Annotated in this window: 22 protein-coding genes; 13 read left to right on the top strand and 9 right to left on the bottom strand. The window is 61.8% G+C overall.

Translation table 11 applies throughout. The annotated features are described in order from the left end of the window. Positions 1–4: 4 nt before the first annotated feature. Both CAF79_RS13770 and CAF79_RS13765 read left to right on the top strand, forming a co-directional pair. A complete protein-coding gene (locus tag CAF79_RS13770) occupies positions 5–667 on the top strand; it encodes a response regulator (RefSeq protein ID WP_085687674.1) in 663 nt (220 codons plus the stop codon). Beyond that, positions 664–2031, top strand: coding sequence for an ATP-binding protein (locus CAF79_RS13765; RefSeq protein ID WP_085698214.1), 1368 nt, complete (start codon positions 664–666; stop codon positions 2029–2031). Before CAF79_RS13770 ends, CAF79_RS13765 begins: the two co-directional genes overlap by 4 nt. 21 nt (positions 2032–2052) lie before the next feature. On the opposite strand, the gene CAF79_RS13760 is transcribed toward CAF79_RS13765, so the two are convergent. Both CAF79_RS13760 and CAF79_RS13755 read right to left on the bottom strand, forming a co-directional pair. Further along, positions 2053–3315: an MFS transporter gene (locus tag CAF79_RS13760; protein ID WP_085698213.1), complete on the bottom strand. Its 1263-nt coding sequence runs from the start codon at positions 3313–3315 to the stop codon at positions 2053–2055. A 98-nt stretch (positions 3316–3413) separates the two neighbouring features. Further along, entirely contained in the window at positions 3414–4301 is an 888-nt protein-coding gene (locus CAF79_RS13755) for a LysR family transcriptional regulator (RefSeq protein WP_085698212.1), read from the bottom strand. A gap of 133 nt (positions 4302–4434) precedes the next feature. Here CAF79_RS13755 and CAF79_RS13750 point away from each other — a divergent pair, with 133 nt between their 5' ends. Continuing rightward, complete coding sequence (locus tag CAF79_RS13750) at positions 4435–6114, top strand: GMC family oxidoreductase (RefSeq protein WP_085698347.1); 1680 nt, start codon at positions 4435–4437, stop codon at positions 6112–6114. 130 nt (positions 6115–6244) lie between these two features. Beyond that, the gene (locus CAF79_RS13745) at positions 6245–7867 is read left to right on the top strand and encodes an MFS transporter (protein WP_085698211.1); all 1623 of its coding nucleotides are present in this window, start codon (positions 6245–6247) and stop codon (positions 7865–7867) included. Between the two features lie 49 nt (positions 7868–7916). Here the strand turns inward: CAF79_RS13745 and CAF79_RS13740 are convergent, their stop codons facing one another. Both CAF79_RS13740 and CAF79_RS13735 read right to left on the bottom strand, forming a co-directional pair. Next, positions 7917–8285 carry a DUF427 domain-containing protein gene (locus CAF79_RS13740; protein ID WP_085602857.1) on the bottom strand — a complete coding sequence of 123 codons (369 nt, stop codon included), beginning with the start codon at positions 8283–8285 and terminating at the stop codon, positions 7917–7919. 137 nt (positions 8286–8422) lie between these two features. After that, positions 8423–9829, bottom strand: a complete 1407-nt coding sequence (locus tag CAF79_RS13735; protein WP_085698210.1) for a serralysin family metalloprotease — start codon at positions 9827–9829, stop codon at positions 8423–8425. Between the two features lie 279 nt (positions 9830–10108). On the opposite strand from CAF79_RS13735, the gene CAF79_RS13730 reads away from it, so the two are divergent. After that, the gene (locus CAF79_RS13730) at positions 10109–12052 is read left to right on the top strand and encodes a DNA topoisomerase III (RefSeq protein WP_085698209.1); all 1944 of its coding nucleotides are present in this window, start codon (positions 10109–10111) and stop codon (positions 12050–12052) included. Between the two features lie 47 nt (positions 12053–12099). Beyond that, a complete protein-coding gene (locus CAF79_RS13725; protein ID WP_085698208.1) occupies positions 12100–12603 on the top strand; it encodes a GNAT family N-acetyltransferase in 504 nt (167 codons plus the stop codon). A 12-nt stretch (positions 12604–12615) separates the two neighbouring features. On the opposite strand, the gene CAF79_RS13720 is transcribed toward CAF79_RS13725, so the two are convergent. Further along, positions 12616–12987 (bottom strand): hypothetical protein, encoded by a 372-nt coding sequence (locus CAF79_RS13720; protein WP_085654241.1) that lies wholly within the window; start codon positions 12985–12987, stop codon positions 12616–12618. Positions 12988–13114: 127 nt separating this feature from the next. Between CAF79_RS13720 and CAF79_RS13715 the strand changes: the two genes are divergently transcribed. Beyond that, entirely contained in the window at positions 13115–13444 is a 330-nt protein-coding gene (locus CAF79_RS13715) for a hypothetical protein (protein WP_085698207.1), read from the top strand. Positions 13445–13518: 74 nt separating this feature from the next. Here the strand turns inward: CAF79_RS13715 and cynR are convergent, their stop codons facing one another. Further along, the gene (gene cynR / locus CAF79_RS13710; RefSeq protein ID WP_085698206.1) at positions 13519–14397 is read right to left on the bottom strand and encodes a transcriptional regulator CynR; all 879 of its coding nucleotides are present in this window, start codon (positions 14395–14397) and stop codon (positions 13519–13521) included. A 119-nt stretch (positions 14398–14516) separates the two neighbouring features. Between cynR and cynS the strand changes: the two genes are divergently transcribed. The 3 genes from cynS to CAF79_RS13695 all read left to right on the top strand — a co-directional run bounded on the left by cynS (position 14517) and on the right by CAF79_RS13695 (position 15974). Further along, positions 14517–14981: a cyanase gene (gene cynS / locus CAF79_RS13705; protein ID WP_085698205.1), complete on the top strand. Its 465-nt coding sequence runs from the start codon at positions 14517–14519 to the stop codon at positions 14979–14981. A gap of 84 nt (positions 14982–15065) precedes the next feature. Beyond that, positions 15066–15302: a DUF2790 domain-containing protein gene (locus CAF79_RS13700; protein ID WP_085687643.1), complete on the top strand. Its 237-nt coding sequence runs from the start codon at positions 15066–15068 to the stop codon at positions 15300–15302. Positions 15303–15314: 12 nt separating this feature from the next. Further along, positions 15315–15974, top strand: a complete 660-nt coding sequence (locus CAF79_RS13695) for a carbonic anhydrase (RefSeq protein ID WP_085698204.1) — start codon at positions 15315–15317, stop codon at positions 15972–15974. Positions 15975–16022: 48 nt separating this feature from the next. Here CAF79_RS13695 and CAF79_RS13690 read toward each other — a convergent pair whose 3' ends face one another. Both CAF79_RS13690 and glsB read right to left on the bottom strand, forming a co-directional pair. Continuing rightward, on the bottom strand, positions 16023–17525 hold the full coding sequence (locus tag CAF79_RS13690) for an aldehyde dehydrogenase family protein (RefSeq protein WP_085698203.1): 1503 nt from the start codon (positions 17523–17525) through the stop codon (positions 16023–16025). A 69-nt stretch (positions 17526–17594) separates the two neighbouring features. Then, positions 17595–18503, bottom strand: a complete 909-nt coding sequence (glsB, locus tag CAF79_RS13685) for a glutaminase B (RefSeq protein WP_085698202.1) — start codon at positions 18501–18503, stop codon at positions 17595–17597. Positions 18504–18863: 360 nt separating this feature from the next. On the opposite strand from glsB, the gene CAF79_RS13680 reads away from it, so the two are divergent. After that, positions 18864–19067, top strand: coding sequence for a hypothetical protein (locus CAF79_RS13680; protein ID WP_007950576.1), 204 nt, complete (start codon positions 18864–18866; stop codon positions 19065–19067). 57 nt (positions 19068–19124) lie between these two features. Then, positions 19125–19640, top strand: coding sequence for a DoxX family protein (locus CAF79_RS13675; protein WP_085698201.1), 516 nt, complete (start codon positions 19125–19127; stop codon positions 19638–19640). A gap of 3 nt (positions 19641–19643) precedes the next feature. On the opposite strand, the gene CAF79_RS13670 is transcribed toward CAF79_RS13675, so the two are convergent. Beyond that, positions 19644–21257 (bottom strand): murein L,D-transpeptidase, encoded by a 1614-nt coding sequence (locus CAF79_RS13670; protein WP_085698200.1) that lies wholly within the window; start codon positions 21255–21257, stop codon positions 19644–19646. A 151-nt stretch (positions 21258–21408) separates the two neighbouring features. Here CAF79_RS13670 and CAF79_RS13665 point away from each other — a divergent pair, with 151 nt between their 5' ends. Continuing rightward, positions 21409–22122: a murein L,D-transpeptidase catalytic domain family protein gene (locus CAF79_RS13665; RefSeq protein ID WP_007950579.1), complete on the top strand. Its 714-nt coding sequence runs from the start codon at positions 21409–21411 to the stop codon at positions 22120–22122. The last annotated feature ends 48 nt before the right edge of the window (positions 22123–22170 follow it).

Here is a 22170-nt window from a genome sequence, read left to right as displayed (position 1 = left end):
CCGTGTGCGTTTATTACTGATCGAGGATGACGTGGCTCTCGGCGAGGGCATTCATCAGGCGCTGGGGCGCGAGGGCTACACCGTCGACTGGCTCAAGGACGGCAGCAGCGCCCTGCACGCCCTGCTCAGTGAAACCTTTGATCTGGCGGTGCTCGATCTCGGCCTGCCGCGCATGGACGGGCTCGAAGTCCTGCGTCGTCTGCGCGCCAGCGGTTCGAACCTGCCGGTGTTGATCCTCACCGCCCGCGATGCCACCGAAGACCGCATCGCGGGGCTGGACGCCGGCGCCGACGATTACCTGATCAAACCCTTCGACCTGGCCGAACTCAAGGCCCGTCTGCGCGCGCTGCTGCGACGCAGCGCCGGACGCGCGCAGATGCTGATCGAACACGCCGGCATCAGCCTCAACCCCGGCACCCAGCAAGTCAGTTATCTGGGCCAGCCGGTGGTGCTCACGCCCAAGGAGTATCAACTGCTGCACGAACTGCTGTCGCCGCCGGGCCGGGTCATGACCCGCGATCACCTGACACAACTGCTCTACGGCTGGAACGAAGAAGCCGAAAGCAACACCCTTGAAGTGCACATTCATCACCTGCGCAAGAAATTCTCCACCGACCTGATTCGCACCATCCGCGGTGTGGGTTATCTGGTAGAGGAGCGTCGATGACCTCGATCCGGCGCCGCACCCTGACCCTGATCATCGGCCTGATGCTCGCCGGTCTGACCGTCCTCAGCCTGTTCAACCTGCACGACAGCAACCACGAGATCGCCGAGGTCTACGACGCTCAACTGGCGCAGAACGCACGCCTGCTCCAAGGCGTGATGCGCATGCCGTTGCCGGGGCAGGAACACGCGGATCTTTATCGGGCGTTCAACTCGGCATTGGCCGAAGCAGTGCCCAAGGGTGACGGCCATCCCTACGAAAGAAAACTCGCCTTTCAGGTCTGGAATGCCAGGGGTGAGGTCCTGGTGCATACCGCCAGCGCGCCCTCGTTCAGCACGCCGCCGATGCAGCCTGGCTTCAGCGATGTGGTGGATTTGAACAAGCGCCACTGGCGGGCGTTTGTTCTGCAAGACAATCAGAACGGTTTGCGCATCTGGGTAGGTGAGCGCGGTGACGTGCGGGCCGATCTGGTTGACCGGATCGTTCGTCATACCCTGTGGCCGAACGTGATCGGCAGCCTGATCCTCGCGGCGATGATCTGGCTGGCCATCGGCTGGGGTCTCAAGCCATTGGCGAACATGGCGGCGACCCTGCGCGCCCGGCACAGCGGCTCCCTCGACCCCCTGCAATTGACACCCCTGCCGAGCGAGCTGGAACCGATGCAGGCCGCGCTCAACCGCATGCTCGCGCAGATTCAGGAAGTACTGGGGCGTGAACGCCGGTTCATCGCCGACGCCGCCCACGAAATGCGCACGCCGCTGGCGGTGCTGCGGGTGCATGCGCAGAACCTGCTGGAGGCCGGTACCGAGCAGGAACGCCGCGAATCACTCGAATTTCTGATCGCCGGGGTCGATCGCACCAGCCGACTGGTCAATCAGTTGCTGACCATGGCCCGTCTCGAGCCCAAGGCCGGCGCCCCTGTCAAACAACGCATCGACCTTGGCGATACCGTGCGCAACAGTCTGGTGCAGCTCACGCCTTGGCTGCTGAGCAAGCATCTGGAACTGGCTTTTGATGTCAGCGACCAACCTTTTCCCGCACATGCCGATGCCGCCACCATCGACATTGCCCTGAACAACCTCATCACCAACGCCGCCAACTTTTCGCCGGAGCAAGGCGTGATCAGCGTGCAATTGACCCCCGCGGACGGCTTCTACCATTTGAGCGTTGAAGATCAGGGGCCTGGAATCGATGAAGCGGACCGGTCGCGACTGTTCGAACGATTCTACAGTCGGGGCAACCCCCAGGGTGCGGGGCTGGGACTGACCATCGTCCATACCATCGCGACCCGTCTGGGTGGGCGGATCACACTGGAAAACCGGGTCGAGGGCGGCCTGCGGGCGACGTTGTCGATTCCCGCCGGTTGATCAGGCCTCGCGGCCGTTGAATCATGGCGCTGTCATCGGCGGCGCCTTGCTTTGCAGTGCCATTGAGTCGGCATTGGAGCGCGACACCGTTTCCGGCACCGCCACCCAAAGCAGCCCCAGCGCCACCATCGCGACCCCCGCCAATGTCAGGAACGCAGCGCTGTATCCCGCCTCCTGAACCACAATCCCCGCCAGGCTGTTACTCAACGCCGCGCCCAGACCAAACACCGTCGAAATCGCCCCCAAGCTGACATTGAAATGCCCGGTGCCCAGCGTCAGGTCTTTCACCACCACCGGAAACAGCGCCCCGAAAATCCCGGCGCCAATGCCATCGAGCAACTGCACCGAAACCAGCCACCACGGATCGTTCGACAGCACGTACAACACGCCACGCAACGGCAGGATAAGGAAGCCCGCCAGCAGCAACGGCTTGCGTCCCCACAAATCGGCTTTCGCCCCCACCAGCAGCGCGATCGGTACCATCACCAGTTGCGCCGCGACGATGCAGGCGGACGTGAGCGGCGTGGCCAGTTGCAGGTTGGCCTGTGCCAGTTTCTGACTCACCAGCGGCAGCATCGCCGCGTTCGCCAGATGAAACAGCGCACAGCAAATCGCGAACATCAACAACGGTCGGTTGGTGAGCAGTACGGAAAAACCCGAAGGCTGCTTGCCCTGCCCCGTTTCGCTTGGCGAAAGACCTCGGGCGAGGTCGTGATCAATGGCGTCTGCCGAAACGAACGAAACGGCAATCACACTGGCCAGCGCCATGACCGCCATCAGATAAAACACCGCGACCGGACCGAACAGGTAAGCGGACAAACCGGCCAACAACGCGGCGCAGGCGTTGCCGGCATGGTTGAAGGTTTCGTTGCGCCCGGTCCTTCGCGTAAACGCTCGAGGCCCCGTGATCCCGAGGGTGATCGCACAAATCGCCGGCGCGAAGATCGAAGCGGCAGCGGCGCTGATCGCCTGCGTCAGCGCCACCAGACTGAACGACGTCACGAACGGCAGCAGCAGACAGCTACCGGTGACCACCAGCGCGGCAATCGCGATCAGCGCCCGTTTGAAGCGTGTGCTGTCGACCAGCGCGCCTGCCGGGGTCTGGGTGATGAGCGCGGCGATCCCGGCAATGGTCATGACCAGACCAATGCTTGCCGGCTCCCAGTGGTGGACCGCCAGCAGGTAAATCGCCAGATAGGGACCGAGGCCGTCACGCACATCGGCGAGGAAAAAATTCAGGCTGTCGAGGGACAGGTTATTACGGCGATCGAGATGAGTGGCCACGGGTGACGTCTTCGTTGTCGAGGTTCTGCGAAATGACTCAACCTCCGCAAACCGAATGACCTTTTGCCAAGCGTTTTAGTTGCATGAAACAGCGGTCGTTACTGCCCCATCAACAACTCGCGCTCGCCTTCGCACAACTCCACCACATAATCCCAAACCACCCGCAACCGCACTGACTTGTGCAACTCGCGCCGGGTACTGATCCAGTAACTGCGCTCGATGCTCTCATCCGGCAACAGCGCCACCAGATCCGGATCCGACGCGGCCATGTAGCAAGGAAGCACCGCGATTCCCAATCCCGAGCGTGCCGCCTGCTGCTGGGCAATCACGCTGGTGCTGTGAAACACCACCCGTGGATTGCGGCAGAAACTGTTGAGGAACATCAGCTCCTGACTGAACAGCAGATCATCGACATAGCCGATCCACGCGTGCCGTCCAAGATCCTCTCGACTGCGCAGCGGCGGCGCGTTGTCGAGATAGGCGCGGCTGGCATAGAGCGCGAGTCGGTAATCGGTGAGTTTGCGGGTGACCAGCATGTCTGCCGCCGGCCGTTCCAGGTGAATGCTGATTTCCGCCTCGCGGTTGAGGATGCTGACGAAGCGCGGCACCGCCACCAGTTCCACTTCCAGCCCCGGATAGCGATCAAACAACCCGATCATGCGACTGGCCAGAAACACAATGCCCAAGCCTTCGGTTACACCGACGCGGATCTTGCCCAGCGGCGCCGTGGACTGGGTGATCTCCTCCTGGGCCAGCAGCGCGACGTTTTCCATGGCTTCGGCATGTTTGAGCAGCGCCTCCCCCGCCGGGGTCATTTCGTAGCCTTGGGCATGCTGGACGAACAGCGCGGTGCCGAGGCTTTTTTCGATGGCCTCGATATGCCGGGCGACGGTGGCGTGCGTGGTGTTCAGGCGGCGGGCGGCAGTCAGCAAACGGCCGCTGCGCTGCAACTCGAGAAAGAACCGCAGGTCGTTCCAGTCGAACATGGCTTGTCCTTGTCGGCTATCGTCAGGGAGCGCTGTTTGAAAACGCACAGCGGCTGCGCAAAAACTAACATTCTTTTGACGAAAGCTAACAACTAGGATGACCGACAACAAAAACAAAAAGCGAGGTCAGGGAATGCAGACTTCCCTCGATGAATTCGATTACATCGTGGTCGGCGCCGGGCCGGCCGGGTGTTTGCTGGCCAATCGTCTGTCGGCGGATCCGCAGCAGCGCGTGCTGTTGCTGGAGGCTGGCGGGCGCGACAACTATCCGTGGATTCACATCCCCGTGGGTTACCTGTTCTGCATCGGCAACCCGCGCACCGACTGGTGCTTCAAGACCGAAGAACAACCGGGCCTCAACGGCCGTGCGCTGAGTTATCCGCGCGGCAAGGTGCTGGGCGGATGTTCGTCGATCAACGGCATGATCTACATGCGTGGCCAGGCCAACGACTACGACGGGTGGGCTGCCGAGGGCAATCCGGGCTGGGCCTGGAATGACGTGCTGCCGCTGTTCAAGCAGAGCGAAAACCACTTCGCCGGCGCGGCGGACTTTCATGGTGCCCAGGGTGAATGGCGAGTCGAACGCCAGCGCCTGTCGTGGCCGATTCTCGACGCCTTTCGCAGCGCTGCCGAGCAAAGCGGCATCGCCAGCATCGATGACTTCAACCAGGGCGACAACGAGGGTTGCGGCTACTTTCAGGTCAACCAGAAGGCCGGGGTGCGCTGGAATGCGGCGAAGGCGTTTCTGAAGCCGATTCGCGATCGAGCCAATCTCACGGTGCTGACCGAAGTCGAAGTGGATCGCGTTCTGTTCGAAGACGGCCGCGCCTCGAAAGTCAGTGCTCACTGGCAGGGTCAACAAAAGAGCTTCAAGGCGCGCAAGGAGATTGTGTTGTGCGCCGGTTCCGTGGGCTCGCCGAGCATTCTGCAACGCTCCGGGATCGGGCCCCGTCCACTGCTGGAAAAGCTCGGCATCGGCGTCGCACATGAACTGCCGGGCGTCGGCGGCAATCTGCAGGATCACCTGCAACTGCGGCTGATCTACAAACTGGAAAACGCTCGCACCCTCAACCAGATAGCTGGCAGCGTGTGGGGCAAGATGGGCATGGGCCTGCGCTATCTGTATGACCGCAGCGGGCCGTTGTCGATGGCGCCGAGTCAACTGGGCGCGTTTGCCCGATCCGGTCCGGAACAGACCTCGGCCAACCTCGAATACCATGTGCAGCCGCTGTCGCTGGAGCGTTTTGGCGAGCCGCTGCACAGCTTTCCCGCGTTCACCGCGTCCGTGTGTGATTTGCGCCCGCAGAGCCGGGGCCGGGTCGAGATCCGCTCCGCCGATCCGCAAACCGCGCCGCTGATCCAGCCCAATTACCTCAGCCATCCCGAAGACCTGCGCGTGGCCGCCGACGCGATTCGCCTGACCCGGCGCATCGTCAGCGCCCCGGCGCTGCAAGCCTTCAACCCGGTGGAATACCTGCCCGGTGCCAGCCTGCAAAGCGAAGAGCAACTGCACGAAGCCGCTGCGAAGATCGGCACGACGATTTTCCATCCGGTCGGCACTTGCCGCATGGGCAACGACGCGGACGCGGTGGTCGATGCGCAGTTGCTCGTGCATGGCGTTCCAGGGCTGCGAATTGCCGATGCGTCGATCATGCCGCGCATTACCTCAGGCAACACCTGTTCGCCTACGCTGATGATTGCTGAAAAAGCGGCACAGCTGATTCTCAACGCTTCACAAGCAACACCTGTGGGAGCGGCGATGCGACGATTCGACTTGCCCGCGAAAGCGGTGGATCATTCAGCAGTGAGTTGAATGGCACACCGCCCTCGGGAGCAAGCTTCCTTCCACAAATGACCCGCATCAGATTCACGGACATCGCGCATCACCCGGACACGCAACACCAGTGGAAACAACAAAAACAATCACTGTGAGGGATACCGATATGTCAGAACACGTTCAGCCTCTGGACGCCGTGCGCAGCACGGACGCCAGCCCCGATACCCGAAAGGTCATCTTCGCCTCGTCCCTGGGGACGGTGTTCGAGTGGTATGACTTCTTTCTCTACGGCGCTCTGGCGGCGGTCATCAGCAAGCAGTTCTTCGCCGGGGTCAACGACACCACCGCGTTCATCTTCGCGCTGATGGCGTTCGCCGCAGGCTTCATCGTGCGGCCGTTCGGGGCGCTGGTGTTCGGTCGGTTGGGGGACATGATCGGGCGCAAATACACCTTCCTCGCGACGATCATTCTGATGGGTGTGGCGACGTTCGCGGTGGGCCTGCTACCGACTTACGCCAGCATCGGCATCGCCGCGCCGATCATTCTGGTGGTGCTGCGCATGCTGCAGGGCCTGGCCCTCGGCGGCGAATACGGCGGCGCTGCGACTTACGTGGCAGAGCACGCGCCGATCGGCAAGCGCGGTTTCCACACCAGCTGGATTCAGTCCACCGCAACTCTCGGCTTGCTGCTGTCGCTGCTGGTGGTGCTCGGTTGCCGCTACTTCACTGGCGATCAGTTCGAAGTCTGGGGCTGGCGTATCCCGTTCCTGCTGTCGATCGTGCTGCTGGGCATTTCCACCTGGATTCGCCTGAGCCTGCACGAGTCGCCGGCCTATCTGAAGATGAAAGAGCAAGGCAAGGCCAGCAAGGCGCCGATCCGCGAATCCTTCGGCAAATGGGAAAACCTCAAGGTGGTGCTGATCGCCCTGTTCAGCATCAACGCGGGGCAAGCAGTGACCTTCTATGCCGCGCAGTTCTACGTGCTGTTCTTCCTCACCCAGTTCCTGAAAATGGACCCGGCGGTGGCCAACAGCCTGCTGATCATCAGCGTGGTGATCGGCGCGCCGTTCTTCATCATTTTCGGCTGGCTGTCGGACAAGGTCGGGCGCAAACCGGTGCTGATGCTCGGCCTGCTGCTGGCCACGGCGCTGTACTTCCCGATCTTCAAATCCCTGGCTCACTACGCCAATCCGGCCATCGACCGCGCCAGCCAACAGGCGCCGATCACCGTAGTGGCCGACCCGGCCACCTGCACCTTCCAGTTCGATCCGGTGGGCAAGGCAAAATTCGACAGCCCGTGCGACAAGGTCAAGACCTTCCTGGTCAAGCAGGGCCTGCCCTACTCCAGCGTCGCCGCCCCGGCGGGCAGCACGGTGCAAGTGAGCGTCGGCGATGTGAAACTTGACGGTTTTGACGAGGCGGCACTGCGCGGCGCCATCACCCTCGCCGGCTACCCGCAACAGGCTGACATGCAACAGATCAACAAACCGATGATCGTGGCCCTGATCGTCGGCCTGATCATTATCTCCGCCATGTGCTACGGCCCGCTCGCGGCGCTGATGGTCGAACTGTTCCCGACCCGCATCCGCTACACCTCGATGTCCCTGCCGTATCACATCGGCAACGGCTGGTTCGGCGGATTCCTGCCGACCGTGTCGTTCGCGCTGGTGGTGTACACCGGGGATATCTTCTACGGCCTGTGGTACCCGGTGCTGATTACCGGGGTGAGCCTGGTGGTGGGGATGATTTGTCTGCGTGAGACGAAGAATATCGATCTGGACAAGAACTGATTGATAGATGGGTGGCGGGGGCGCAATGCCCTCGCCACCCTGCGGATTTTCAGACCTCCGCCTCCAGCAATTCAAACTTCACCTGATCGGGATAAAACGCCACGTAGTCCTTAATCTGGCTGACCGAAATCTTCGGATGTTCGTAAGTCCACACCGCGTTCGCCCCTTCGTGTCCGGGCACTTGCAGACTGAAATAGTTGGCATCGCCCTTGTACGGGCAGTAGGTGGTGTGGTCGGTGCGGGCGAAGTATTTTTCGTCGATGTCTTCACGCGGGATGTAGTAGACCGGCGGGTAATTGGCTTCGAGCAGCACCAGCGCGCGGGCCGACGCGGCGACCTGGATGCCGTGGAATTTCACAAGGAGGCAGCCTGGCTGCTCGGCAATGGTGATGACGGGACTGGGACCGGAGGTTTTCATCGGGTGCTCCTGACAACGGCTGAGAGACCGGTTCAGGTATAACCCATGCAGCGCGATCCTGTCGGGCTCGCAGCCGAACGGTTTTTTCGCTCACAAAAAACCGCAGCCGGTGAGGGCTGCGGTTTTCCGTTTTCAGATCAGGCGACGATATCGGTCGCCACGGCTTGCCCCACCACACCCACGGCGAAGTCCACCGAACCCTGGCCCGTGAGGTCGATCATCAGGCTGGTCTGGTTGGTCTGTCCGAAGTAGGTGAGGATCGCATCGCCGGCGTGCCCGGTGAAGCCGCTGACGAAGTTCAGCGTGGCTGCGCCGGTGGCGAACCCGGCGATGCCCGACAGGTCGATCTTGTCCAGGCCGCTGGTGAAATCCATGATCCAGTCCGGCGCGGTCATGGTCGAATCACTGGCTGCGCCGAACACGAAGGTGTCCACGCCTTCACCGCCCCACAGCGTGTCACCGCCGCCACCACCGTAGATGATGTCATTGCCGGCACCGCCGATCAGTTCGTTGGCCGCGCTGTTGCCGATCAACAAGTCATTACCGGAACCGCCAATGGCATTTTCCACGGTCACGCCATAGGCGATGGACACGTTGCCCACCAGGCCGCCAACGTCGGAGAACGACCCTTCGTTGAGGTTGATCTTCTGGTGCTGGCTGAAGCCGGAGAAATCCAGGGTGTCGTTACCGCCGCCGTCCCACACCGAGAACACCAGTTTGGAGGCGTTGGAAGTCGCGCTGTAGAAGTCGCGATCAGCGTTGGAGTTGAAGCCGTAAACAGTGTCACCGGCACGGGTTTTGAGGTTCGCACCGTAGAGTTTCTGCACGGCGACGATATCGTCCATCAGCGGTGCCGAGGCGTAGGCGCCGCTGCCGTCCTTGCTGAAGTTCTGGTCGGTGTTGGCTTCGCTCCAGTAGCTCATCAGGCTGTAGCCACGGGTGTCTTCGGCGTATTTGGCGTCGCCGTAGGTCGGGTTGCCATTGCCGGCGTTGTACGCGCCCGGATGCGACAGGCCAAGGGTGTGACCGATTTCGTGGGTCAAGGTCTGACGCCCGTAGTTGTTGGTGTCCGGGGTCTTGTTGACCTGGTACTGATCGTTGATCAGGTACCACGATTGACCGTCGTAGCTGCTACCCTGCGGCAGGTAGGCGAACGCTGCGCCGCCGGTGCTGACGTCGTAGTTGCCGAAGGTCATGTGGCCGTCGCCGCCCTTGCCTTCGGTGAAGGTCACGTTGGCCACGTCCGACCACGATTGCATCGCCAGCACGGCCTGGGCTTTCTGCTGAGCGCTGAACTCGCTGAAGTTGCCGAGTTTCGGGTTGTAGTTCGACGGTTTGTCGGTCAGGAACGTGTAGGTCAAATCAATCTTGCCGTCGGCATTCTTGTCCTGCCACGACATGCCTTTGCGAAGGATCTCGGCGGCGGCCTGGTCGGCGGTGAACGACGGTTTGCCGTTGACGGTGCCCGTGCCCCGGTCATACAGGTGGCTGAAAGTGTCGACCGCAGTGAAGGCGCTGCTGGCCTGGGAGTAAGGTTGAGACATGGTGTACGTCCTTGTTTCTGAAGAGTCAGTGTCAGACAGAAAAGCGGCGATCTTCTGGCGAGATCGTCCTGTCACTCGCCCTTTTAAGGCGATTCGAACCTGACACAGTGCCGGGCATGAGCGCCATTCAATTTCTCGATAGCGTCCCGGATTGCCCCGACGCGCGCTGTCATGACCGGCAATCCTTTTATCTGTATATCCATACAGATAAAAGTTGCCCCGGCGCCCGAGTCAGGCCATTCTGTGCGCCTCTTCGGGCAATGAGCGACGACGGTGGTTATGCGGCTGTACCTCTGTGAAAAACCTTCCCAGGCCAAGGATATTGCGGCCGTGCTCGGCGCAAAGCGTCGCGGCGATGGCTGCTGGCTGGGAACGGACGTCACGGTGACCTGGTGCATCGGCCACCTGCTGGAGACCGCGCCACCGGACGCCTACGACGCCAAATACAAGCGCTGGGTCCTGGCGGACCTGCCGATCATCCCCGACAAGTGGAAGATGACCGTCAAGCCGCGTACCGCCAGCCAGTACAAGGCGGTCAAGCGCCTGCTCGGCGAAGCCAGCGAACTGGTCATCGCCACCGACGCCGACCGTGAGGGCGAAATGATCGCCCGGGAACTGGTGGAGCATTGCCGCTATCGCGGGCCGATCCGCCGCTTGTGGCTGTCGGCGCTGGACGAAGCCTCGATTCGCAAGGCGTTGGCAGCGCTCAAACCGGGCGCTGAAACCTTCAGCCTGTATCACTCGGCGCTGGGTCGCTCGCGGGCGGACTGGTTGATCGGGATGAACATGAGTCGCCTGTTCACCCTGCTCGGCCGGCAATCCGGCTATCAAGGCGTGTTGCCGGTAGGCCGGGTGCAGACGCCGACCTTGCGACTGGTGGTGGATCGCGACCGCAGCATCGCCGATTTCGTGCCGGTCGCGTACTGGGCCATCGACGTGCAACTGCTGCACCACGGCACACCGTTCATGGCGCAATGGCGTGCACCGAATGAGGCCTGCGACGATCAGGATCGCTGCCTCAATCAGGCCCTCGCCCAGCAAGCGGCCGCTGCAATCAGCAACGCTGCCAGCGCCCGGGTGGTCAAGCTGCGCACCGAGCGCATGCGCGAAGTGGCGCCCCTGCCTTTCGATCTGGGTACCTTGCAGGAGGTCTGCTCGAAGAAGCTCGGCCTCGGCGCCCAGGAAACCCTCGACATCGCCCAGGCCCTCTACGAAACCTACAAAGTCATCACCTACCCACGCAGCGATTGCGGTTACCTGCCCGTCAGCCAGCACGGCGAGGCGCCGGGGATTCTTGCGGCGCTGCGCCAGGCCGATCCGAGTCTGGAAGCCTTGCGCGAGCATCTGGAGCCGCAGCGCCGCTCCCGCGCCTGGAACGACGCCAAGGTCAGCGCCCACCACGGCATCATCCCGACCGCTGCCGCGAAAAATCTCGAGCGCCTGACCGGCAAGCACCGTGCGGTCTACACCTTGATTCGCGCGCGGTATCTGGCGCAGTTCCTGCCCAATCACGAATACGACCGCACTCAGGCCGATTTCGAATGCGCCGGGGAAGCCTTGCGCGCGGTCGGCAAGCAGATCATCGAGCCAGGCTGGAAGCGCGCTTTACCCGAAGCGCTGGCCCCGGCCAAGGGCCGTGAAGCCCCCGCGCCACAGACTTTGCCGCCCCTGACTCAGGGTGCCGAGTGCGCCGTGGCGGACGTCAAGCTCAAGGACCTGTGGACGCAGCCGCCCAAGCCCTACACCGAAGGCGATCTGATCAAGGCGATGAAAAACGTCGCCAAACTGGTGGAAGATCCGCTGCTCAAGCAAAAACTCAAGGACACCACCGGCATCGGCACCGAAGCGACCCGCGCCTCGATCATTCAAGGGTTGCTGGATCGCGGTTATCTGGTGAAAAACGGCAAAGCGCTGTCCGCCACACCCGCCGCGTTCAGCCTGATCGACGCGGTGCCGCGCGCGATTGCCGATCCCGGCACCACCGCGATCTGGGAACAGGCGCTGGACATGGTGCAGAGTGGCGAGATGAGTCTGGAAGAATTCGTCACCAAACAGGCAGCGTGGATGAGCAAGCAAGTGACCCGTTGTGCCGGGCTGAGCCTGACCATCAGCGGCCCGCCGCCTGCCGGCAAGGCCGCTGCGCCGTGGAAAAACAAACGCAAGACCACCCGACGCAAAACCACCGGAACCAGCAAACGCTCGGCGAAACCGGCAGCCAGATAGCCCGCTGCGCGCTACTGTTTCTGCAGTGATGGTCAGGAGGCAGTGGTATGTCGGTCATCGAACTGCGCGCCGCCCGGCGCGACGAACTGGACACCCTCGAAAACCTGATGCAGTTCTACACCTACGACTTCAGCGAGTGGCTGCCGCTGAAGCTCGGCGGCCATGGTTTCTTTCCGATCCAGTTGAAAGGCGATTACTGGCGCCAGCCGGCGACCCGGCCGTTCCTGATCCATGTGGACGGCGAACTGGCGGGGTTCGTGACCGTGGATGACCACATCCTCATCGAAGGCGCCGACTACAACATCGGCTACTTCTTCGTCAGCCGGCGCTGGCGTGGCCAAGGCGTCGCGCAGTTTGTCGCCTCTGCCCTCTTGAGCCACTTGCCCGGTCGATGGCAGATTTTCCATGTCGACGCCAACCGGCCTGCACAGCGGTTCTGGGCCCGGCTCATCCCCGAGCTGAGTAGCGGCGACTTTACCCGCCAGACAAAGACCGTGGACGGCTATCCCTGCACGTTCTACTACCTGCGCAGCCTTTCTCCCGCTGCCTGAACGCCGCTTTTTTCATTCCAGAATGACTTTGTCCGACAATATGTAGTGAGCAAAAATAATCACTACAAAACCGTTGACGGCGTCGTTTGGCTTTTGCATGATGCAGACGTCTCCCCGATCGGGAGCACTGGCAACACGCTTGAGCAAGCTCGTCTGACCGCCGAGCTGTTTTTTCCGGATACACGCTGCCCACAAGGCAGATTGAAGAAGCTGACCTGGCCTGAACGTCCAGTACAAGGACGAGAAGCGCTGGCGAAAATTCTCAAGACGCTTGTGGTCGACCCTGAAAACGTCGTCAAGGAGCCTCCCGGTTTTCGCTGCTTCTCCTCGTTGTGACGCTATTGCGTAGCAGTTATTCAACACGACTACATGCAACAGACGCATGACCCCGTACTTCACACGGGCGACCGCTGACGTCCTGGTTTCGGTGCCAGGGATCAACTAACCGATGGGCTACCTGTATTAGCGAATCAACTTTGAAAGATCACCAAACTGGTCAAGGGGCAATAACATGAATCTGAACAATCAACCTACTATCGAAGAACTGGCTCGTATGTTCGCTGCGCAAAAAGACAGCCACGACAGCCATATTCTGTGGATCAGCAAGTCGGGTCAGGTCCATATTGACTGCCTGTCGCCCCATGCTGGTGAAGAAGAGTTCGACCGGAACAACCAGAACCTGCTGGCCCGCCTGAAGATGTACCGCCGCGGCCATGGCTATGTCGGCAAGAAAGCCGCGGCCGACAAGGACTTCATCGGTAATGTTCTGCAGACGCTGAAACAGGCGTGGGAATCAATGCAGAACAAGAACGAAGTCCGGGTGATTGATCGGTTCTGCTAAGTTAAAACTTCAATAAACAAAAGGGCCTGCTTCCGAATAGGAGCAGGCTCTTTTTTATTGCTCGCAAACAATGCTCATGAACGGGGTTCCAGCACCATCTCCATGAACGCCACCGATGCCGCACTGTGATAGTTGTTCTGGCGCCGCAACAACGCCGCTCCCCGCTGCGGTGCCTCGCTCTGGACATGCAACCGGCGCAATGCCCGGTCATCGGTCGCAATCGCCTCTGGCAACATGGTCGCAATCGGCGCATGCCGGATCACTTCCAGCAACGTGCTCACCGAATTCACCTCGATCTGCACCTTGGGCGTGATGCCGTGCTGACGGAAATACTCGTCAATCGATAACCGCGTGATGAAGTCCGGTGCCAACAGAGCGAAATCCAGTTGCGCAATCTCACCCGGCGTCAGCACCGAAGCGCTGTCATACAACGGATGCTCTCGCCCGACCATCACGCCCAACGTCTCGACAAACGCCGGGATGCATTCGATGTCAGGGTTGCGCACCGGCGTGAAAGCAATCGCGATATCCAGTGAGTCATCCGCCAGCCCGGCCTCGATGTCGTCCATCGACAACTCGAAAATCTCCAGGTGAATCCCCGGATACCGCGCCACGTAGTCGCGCACCAACGGCCCGACCAGATACGCCATGAATGTCGGCGTCATGGCCAGCCGCAGCGAGCCCCGGGAAAGATCCTTCACGTCATGCAACGCGCGCTTACCCGCCTCCAGCTCCACCAGCACCCGTCGCGCGCATTCGATATAGGCCTGACCGGCGTCAGTGGGTTTGACCGAACGCGAGGTGCGATCAAACAGATCCACCCCGACGCTTTCTTCCAGTTGGCGGATCTGTTGCGACAGGGTGGGCTGCGACACGTGCAGCGCTTCGGCTGCCCGAGTGAAACCGCCGTGATCGGCCACGGCCAGCAGGTATCGCAAATGTCGCAACAGCATGGGACGCTCCATCTATAGGCAGTACTTATGCTTTGCATTGTATATCGGTCTTGGACGCTATGGATCAATCGACAGAAGATGAGCCCACACAGCAAGCCAACCCCGAAAGGAGAAGCAACATGCAATCCCAAGCCTACAACGACAGCCGCATCGCCCTGACCACCCGCACCCTGGATGCCAAGGCACAGAAGAACCTCTCGTGGCAGGATCTGGCCGACGGCACCGGCCTGAGCCTGGCCTATGTCACCGCCGCCCTCCTCGGCCAGCACCCGCTGCCAAAAAACGCTGCCGAAGTGGTTGGCGACAAGCTTGAGCTGAGCGCCGAAGACGTCGCCGCCCTGCAAATCATCCCGCTGCGCGGCAGCCTCGACGGTGTGCCGACCGACCCGACCATCTACCGTTTCCACGAGATGATCCAGATCTACGGCACCACCCTCAAAGCCCTGGTTCACGAGCAGTTCGGCGACGGCATCATCAGCGCGATCAACTTCAAGCTCGACATCAAGAAAGTCGAAGACCCTGAAGGCGGTTCCCGCGCCGTGGTCACCCTCGACGGCAAGTTCCTTCCGCTGCGTCCGTTCTGATTCCTCCGGGCCCGCCCATCGCGTGCGGGCCCATCCAAAACCTGAATTGCCAAGTCGTCACCACATCTGTCTGGAGGCTGCCCCATGCAAAAAATTCTGTTGACCCTGGCCCTGCTCGCCGGCCTTGCCGCCCAGGCTCAGGCTGATGAAGAGGCCGTCGCCTACCGCTACGGCATGTCTCTGGACATCGCTGAAGTCGTGAGCATCACCCCGGTCGCCGACATCTGCGGCGTGGTGCCGGTCGAGATGACGTACCTCGACAGCCACGGCGCAAAACACATTCTTCAATACAGCGAATTCGGCACCGGCTGTTCGAACTGAGAGGACTACACCATGAAAAACCTGATCGAAGGCTTCCTGAAGTTCCAGAACGAAGCGTTTCCACAACGCACCGAACTGTTCAAACACCTGGCGACTACCCAAACCCCGGGCACGCTTTTCATCACTTGCTCCGACAGCCGCGTCGTCCCGGAACTGCTGACCCAGCAAGAACCCGGCGAGCTGTTCGTGATCCGCAACGCCGGCAATATCGTGCCCTCCTACAGCCCGCATCCGGGCGGGGTTTCGGCGACAGTGGAATACGCGGTGGCTGTGCTCGGCGTGACCGACATCGTGATCTGCGGCCATTCCGATTGCGGCGCCATGACCGCCATCGCCCAGTGCAAATGCATGGATCATCTGCCCGCCGTCAGCGGCTGGCTACAACACGCCGAGTCGGCGAAAGTGGTCAACGAATCAAGGCCACACGCCAATGACGCGGCCAAGCTGAGTTCAATGGTGCGGGAAAACGTGATCGCCCAACTGGCGAACATCCAGACTCACCCAAGCGTGCGCCTGGCCCAGGAGAAAGGCCTGCTGAATCTGCATGGCTGGGTCTACGACATCGAGACCGGCTCCATCGATGCCTTGAGCGAAGACCGCCGCACCTTCGTCTCACTGGCCGAGCACCCGTCGACGTGCGCGGTCTACGGTCAGGCAGTCGATGCTGCTTGAAAACACAACGCCGCGCCCCTCATTGCGACGGGCGCGGTGTTGTTCCGTTCAGCGTTTTACGCCCAGATCGATTTGCGTCATGCGGCTGCGTACGGTGAACACACCGTCGCCGGAGAGGATCGCGCTGCGGGCAAACAGACGACCGCTTTCCCAGTTCGAAAGGCCAAGTTCCGGCTTGTTCAGCGCGTATTGGCCATCGACCCATCGGGTGATCCCGTTACCCACGAACGGCGCGTTGACCGCGCTGTAGAAGCGCTCCTGAACCGCTGCATCTTCGCTGATCAACGACACCGTGAATTGCGGGCTGTAGCGATTGAACAGCGCGATGGCCTGATCCAGATCGTCGACGATCATCAGGCTGGTTTCCGGGGTTTCTTCCCATTCCCACTCGCGACCCAATTGCGCTTGCGGCAGCGGTTCAGCCAGCGCTTCGGTCTGGTAACCCTCGGCGCGATAGACCTCGACCGTCGCGTTCTGCCAGTCGCTCGGCAGGTAGCTTTCGCTGCCTTCGACGATGTGCAGTTTGCAACCCTGACCACGCGCAGCACCGGCCTGCTGCAAGGCGTCGAGGAACAGCGGCACCAGTTCGGCAGCACGCTCGCGCTGGATCAGGCAGACGTTCAGCGTGTTGCAAACCTTGCGATCCAGCGAGTTGCGCACCACCGCGGCAAAGCGCCTGGCGTCGGCATCGCGATCGGCGATCAGCCACGCGCCACCCGTGCCGTGCAGACTGACGGCGGTGCCGGCCTGCTGGGCGATGCTGCCCAGCTGACTGACCGCGCGGCCCGAACCACGTGCCACGGCCAGCGACAGACGCCGATCGGCGAACATCGCCCAACCGGCGGCGTGGTTGACGCTCTTCACCAGCGACACCGCACCCGCCGGCAGACCGGCATCGGCCAGCGCCGGATTCAAGGCATGAGTAACGATGGCTTGCGCGGTGCCCAATGCATCGCTGCCAATGCGCAGCACCGCCGTGTTGCCGGTGCGCAGTACGCCAGCGGCGTCGGCGAAGACGTTCGGCCGGCCTTCGAACACGAACGCGACGATACCCAGCGGCGACACGACCTGCTCGACCTTCCAGCCGTCATGCTCGACGCTGCTGATGACTTTGCCGCGGGTGGCCGGCGCATCACGCCAGGCACGCAGGCCGGCGATCATGTCGCGGCGCATACGCTCGTCGGCGAGCAACCGGGTAGTGGAACGGCCGCGAACCTTGGCCCGTTCGATGTCGGCGAGGTTGGCGGCTTCGATCAGTGCCCAGGCGTCCGGGTTTTCCAGGCGTTGGGCGAACAGATCGAAGAAGCGGCTGATGGCCTCATCCGACACCGCGGACAACGCAGTAAACGCCGCCGCTGCACGCTCGATCGCCACCGACGCGGCCTGCTGATCCACCACCGGAATCAGCAACAGCTCGCCGCTCACCTGCTCCACCAACAGGTGATCGCCGGGTCGGAAACGCTCGGCCAGTTCGGGGCTGACCACGGTGACGCGGTTACCGGCGAAAGGGATAGGCGTGCCAGCGACGAGACGTTCGAGCGCGAGAGACATGGAGCAGATTCACCATATTGAGGGCGGCCGGAAAATGTATAGGTTGGCCTCCCTCAAAGCAACACGGGCTCAGAACACCGACCAGCCAATCCGCGAACTGAGCATTTCCAGCGCCGCCATCCCCGCCAGCGAGTTGCCCGCCGTGTTCAGTTCCGGCGACCACACGCACACCGTGAACTGCCCCGGCACCACCGCGACGATGCCGCCACCGACGCCGCTCTTGCCCGGCAGACCAACGCGATAGGCAAAGTTACCGGCCTCGTCGTAGAGGCCGCTGGTGGCCATGATCGAGTTGACTTGCTGGGTCTGGCGCCGGCTCAGAATCTGCTCGCCGCTGTGTTTGCAGAAGCCGTCGTTGGCCAGGAAGCAGAACGCCCGAGCCAGGTCGATACAGCTCATGCGCAGCGCGCAATGGCTGAAATAGCTGCGCAGCACCGCCTCAACGTCGTTGTGGAAATTGCCGAAGGATTGCATCAGATACGCCATCGCCGCGTTGCGCGCGCGGTGCTGGTACTCGGAGTCGGCGACCTTGCCGTCGACCATCACCTGCGGGTTGCCCGACAGCCGCCGGACGAAGTCGCGCATCGACAAGGCCGGTGCGGCAAAGCGCGACTGATTGATGTCGCAGATCACCAGTGCCCCGGCATTGATGAACGGATTACGCGGACGGCCGCGTTCGAACTCCAGTTGCACCAGCGAGTTGAACGGCTGGCCGGACGGCTCGTGGCCCAGGCGCTCCCAGATTGCCTCGCCGGAATGTTCGATGGCCTGCACCAGGCTGAACACCTTGGAAATACTCTGCACCGAGAACGGCGTCTCGGCGTCGCCGGCGCAATACATCTTGCCGTCGTTGCCATACACGGCGATGCCCAGTTGATTGGCCGGCACGGTGCCGAGGGCGGGAATGTAGTCAGCCACCTTGCCCTGCCCGATCAGGGGCCGGACAGCGTCAAGGATCTCGTTCAACAGCGCTTGCATGCCGGGTCTCGAAGTCTCGCCCCATGGGATTGCGGGGACACCGTGGCTAGACGCTGCGGGGCTGAGGCAAATCACACATTCGGAATAATTGGAGATCCATTGTGGGCGAGCTTGCTCGCGATGAGGCCAGTACAGCCAGCATCCTCGGCGCCTGAGCCACCGCCATCGCGAGCAAGCTCGCTCCCACAATTTTTGAGCAGTCTGTGTATCGCAGTGTGTACGGCTCGATGCCCGACACATCCCGCGCACAAATCCGGCCCTTCGCGACACATCAGCGATACAGCCCGGCGTTCAAATGAACCTGTCGATCGGCAACACCGATCAAGCCTTTGAACTCACACCTCGCATCGGAGATTCACCATGACCAAGCTTTCGAAAACTTCCCTCACGCTGGGCCTGCTGCTTGCCGGTGGCCTGGCCCTGTCCAACGCCGCTTCGGCTTCCGAAGCGTTCAGCGTCAAGCAACTGGATCACGGCTACAGCCAGACCCAGGCCAAGGCCGACTCGGCGGAAAAAACCTCGGAAGGCAAATGCGGCGAAGGCAAGTGCGGCGCCGGCGAATAACCCTTTGCACGGGGTACGTCGGTGCCCCGTTTCCCTTTGAATGAATGGAGCCTTGCCATGACCACAGCTCTCTCGTCGGCCGTCAAAGGCCTGCATTTGAACCTCGACCGCGCCGGCCAGTGGCTCGCACCGCTGACCTTGCGCCTGTTCATCGCCTGGGAATTCTTCGAATCGGGGCTGGAGAAATTCAACGGCCAGAACTGGTTCGAAGACATTCAGGAGCGTTTCCCGTTTCCCTTCGATCACTTGCCGGCGACGCTGAACTGGGAGCTGTCGATGTGGGCCGAGCTGATCTGCGCCTTGGCGATCCTGATCGGATTCGGCACGCGGATTTCGGCGATTTCGCTGATGGTCGTGACCGTCGTCGCCACCGCAGCCGTGCACTGGCCGGCGGACTGGTCATCGTTGAGTGAACTGGCTCAGGGGTACGCGATCACCAACAAGGGCTTCGGCAACTTCAAGCTGCCGGCGATCTACCTCGCCGCATTGGTGCCGCTGGTGTTTGCCGGGGCCGGCAAGTTGAGCGTGGATGCCTGGCTGGCGCGCTTGTTCTGGAAACGCGCCAGCCGCTGAGGATCAATGCGCCCGGTCCAGCCCGGCCAGCAGCGCGCTGTCCCGGCTGTAGATGTCCGGTGCGTAGAGCACGCGACCATGGTCGTCGGCCTGGGCCGTCCAGTAAGTCATGAGGATCGGCACCGGATTGCTCAGGCGGAATTCATGGGTGGTTCCGGTAGCGAGCAAGGTATCGGTGCGCGCCTTCTCCGCCGGGCTGAGCAGGAAGTCGCGCAGCTTCATCGGATGCTCGACCCGCACGCAGCCGGAACTGAACGCCCGTGGTCCCTTGTCGAACAGCGCCTTGCTCGGCGTGTCGTGCAGGTACACCGAAAACGGGTTGGGGAAACGAATGACCATTTGCCCCAGCGGGTTGCGCGGCCCGGCGTCCTGACGCAGGAGGATGTTGCCGGGGTTGTCCCAGTCGATGTCGGCGGCGGCCAGCGGCTGGCCATTGGCGTCGAGCACTTGCAGATTCTGGCGGCTGAGGAAGGTCTGGTCCTTGCGGATTTCCGGCAGTTTGTCTTCCTTCCAGATGGTCGGCGGCACGGTCCAGGTCGGGTTCAGGGTCAGGCGCGTGACCCGGGATTTGAGCAGCGGGGTCTGGCGTTCGGCGCGCCCGACCTGGGTGCGGGTGTGCCACACCGGCAGGCCACCCTGATAAAGCGTCAGTTCGGCAGCGGCGACATTGACCAGCAAACCGTCCGGCTCCATGTCCTGGGCCATCCAGCGGAAACGTTCAAGGTTGACCCGCAACTGTTCGCGACGGGTCAGCGGACTGATGTTGAGCTCGGCAATCGTTCCCGGCCCGACCACCCCGTCGGCCTGCAACGAATGGTTGGCCTGAAAGCTCTTCACCGCCTCGACCAATACGCCGTGATAAGCGTTGTCCGGCGTGCCGACCAGGCTGCTCAGGTAGCCTTCGCTGTAGAGCCGCCGCGCCAGTTCCGGTACGCGTTTGTCTTCCATGTCCGGACGCAACAACGGGCCGTTGCCCACCGATGTCCATTGGGGCAAGGCTTTCAGGCGCTGAGCGGCGTAGAGATGACGCAGGTTCTGGTACTGCGCCAGTTGCGGGCGTGCCAGATCGAAGGCGGCCGCAACGTTGCGCACGCCCGGAACGGCGATGGCAAGCAATTCGGCCTGACGGTCGCGTGGCGTTTCGTCGGAATGCCACAGCGGTTCGAAGTGCGATTGCAACAGGAGACCGTAATGCAGATCCTGCAGGGCTTGCAGGTAGTAACGGCTGATCTGGATGTCGGCGCACAGTTCGCCGTCCTGCGGGGCGGTGAGCGCCACCGGATAGCGTTTCGGGTTCAGGCCATCGTCGGCCAACAGCTGCAATTGCGCATGCAAGGCCGGCAATTGCCCGCCATCGGCCCACACCGGCAGCCAGTCCCGCTGCTGGTAGAACGCGCGCAATTGATCCAGCGCCGGACCATTGAGGCTGGTGCCGATCGTCGGGCACGCCTGCGGCAGGCTGATCAGCGCAGCCTGCAACGGGCTCTGCGGCTCGACAGGCATTTGCCTCGGTACGGGCGGTAGCGTCGGGAGCCCCGGCAACGGCTCTTCGGCACAAGCGACAAACGGCGCAGCGAGCAAACAAATGCTCAAGTAGCATGCGTACTTTTTGAACAACTGCTTTACTCCAATCCATGGCCGTCCTGATTGACGGTCAACCTTACCTCAGGTGCGGTGAACAGTCAGGCCCGATTCGCGGGCTTGCCGGGAACGACTGGACGTCAGGAGCCTAAGTGCCAAACAAGTAGCAAGTGGAGACTCACGTTAAATGTTGACGTTTTTGCGCCGACTTCTGCTGACTGCCACCGCCATTGGCGTGCTGACCAGTCCAGCCTTTGCCGCCGGCACCTCTTCGCCGGTTCTGTACACCAGCCTCGCGCACGCCGCTCCGGAACTCAATCCCCAGGCGCTCAAAGGTGCCTTGAACGCCATGCAATGTGCGATCAACAACGGCGCGAAGCAGTCCCGTCACCTGGCGATCATCGACTATTCGCAGCCGTCCACCGAGCGTCGGTTGTGGATCTTCGACCTGACCCGGAAAAAACTGGTGCTGCGTGATCTGGTCGCCCACGGCTCGAATTCCGGGGAAAACTTTGCCACCCGGTTCTCCAACCGTGAAGGCAGCTTTCAGTCCAGCCTCGGCCTGTTCCGTACCCAGGAAAGTTACCAGGGCACTCACGGTTACTCGCTGCGCATGGACGGTCTGGAGCCGGGCGTCAACGACATGGCCCGCGACCGCGCCATCGTGATCCACGCCGCCGACTATGTGAACCCGTTCTGGAGCAAACGCACCGGTCGTCTGGGCCGCAGCCAGGGTTGCCCGGCCGTACGACCGCAAGTCGCCAAACGGGTGATCGACAGTCTGAAGAATGGCCAATTCATGTTCTCCTGGTACCCGGATCAGCAGTGGCTGAAATCCTCGCCGTATCTCAACTGCCAGCCGCAACAGATCGCGAGCATTCTCAGCACCCACGCCAGCTGAATACTCTGTGGGAGTGCGCTGGCTCCCACAGGTTCGTTTTATTACAGA

Source organism: Pseudomonas sp. B26(2017) (assembly GCF_002113045.1).
Classification (GTDB): domain Bacteria; phylum Pseudomonadota; class Gammaproteobacteria; order Pseudomonadales; family Pseudomonadaceae; genus Aquipseudomonas.
Note: the sequence above shows the minus strand (reverse complement) of the source record. Positions and strands in the feature narration are given on the sequence as shown.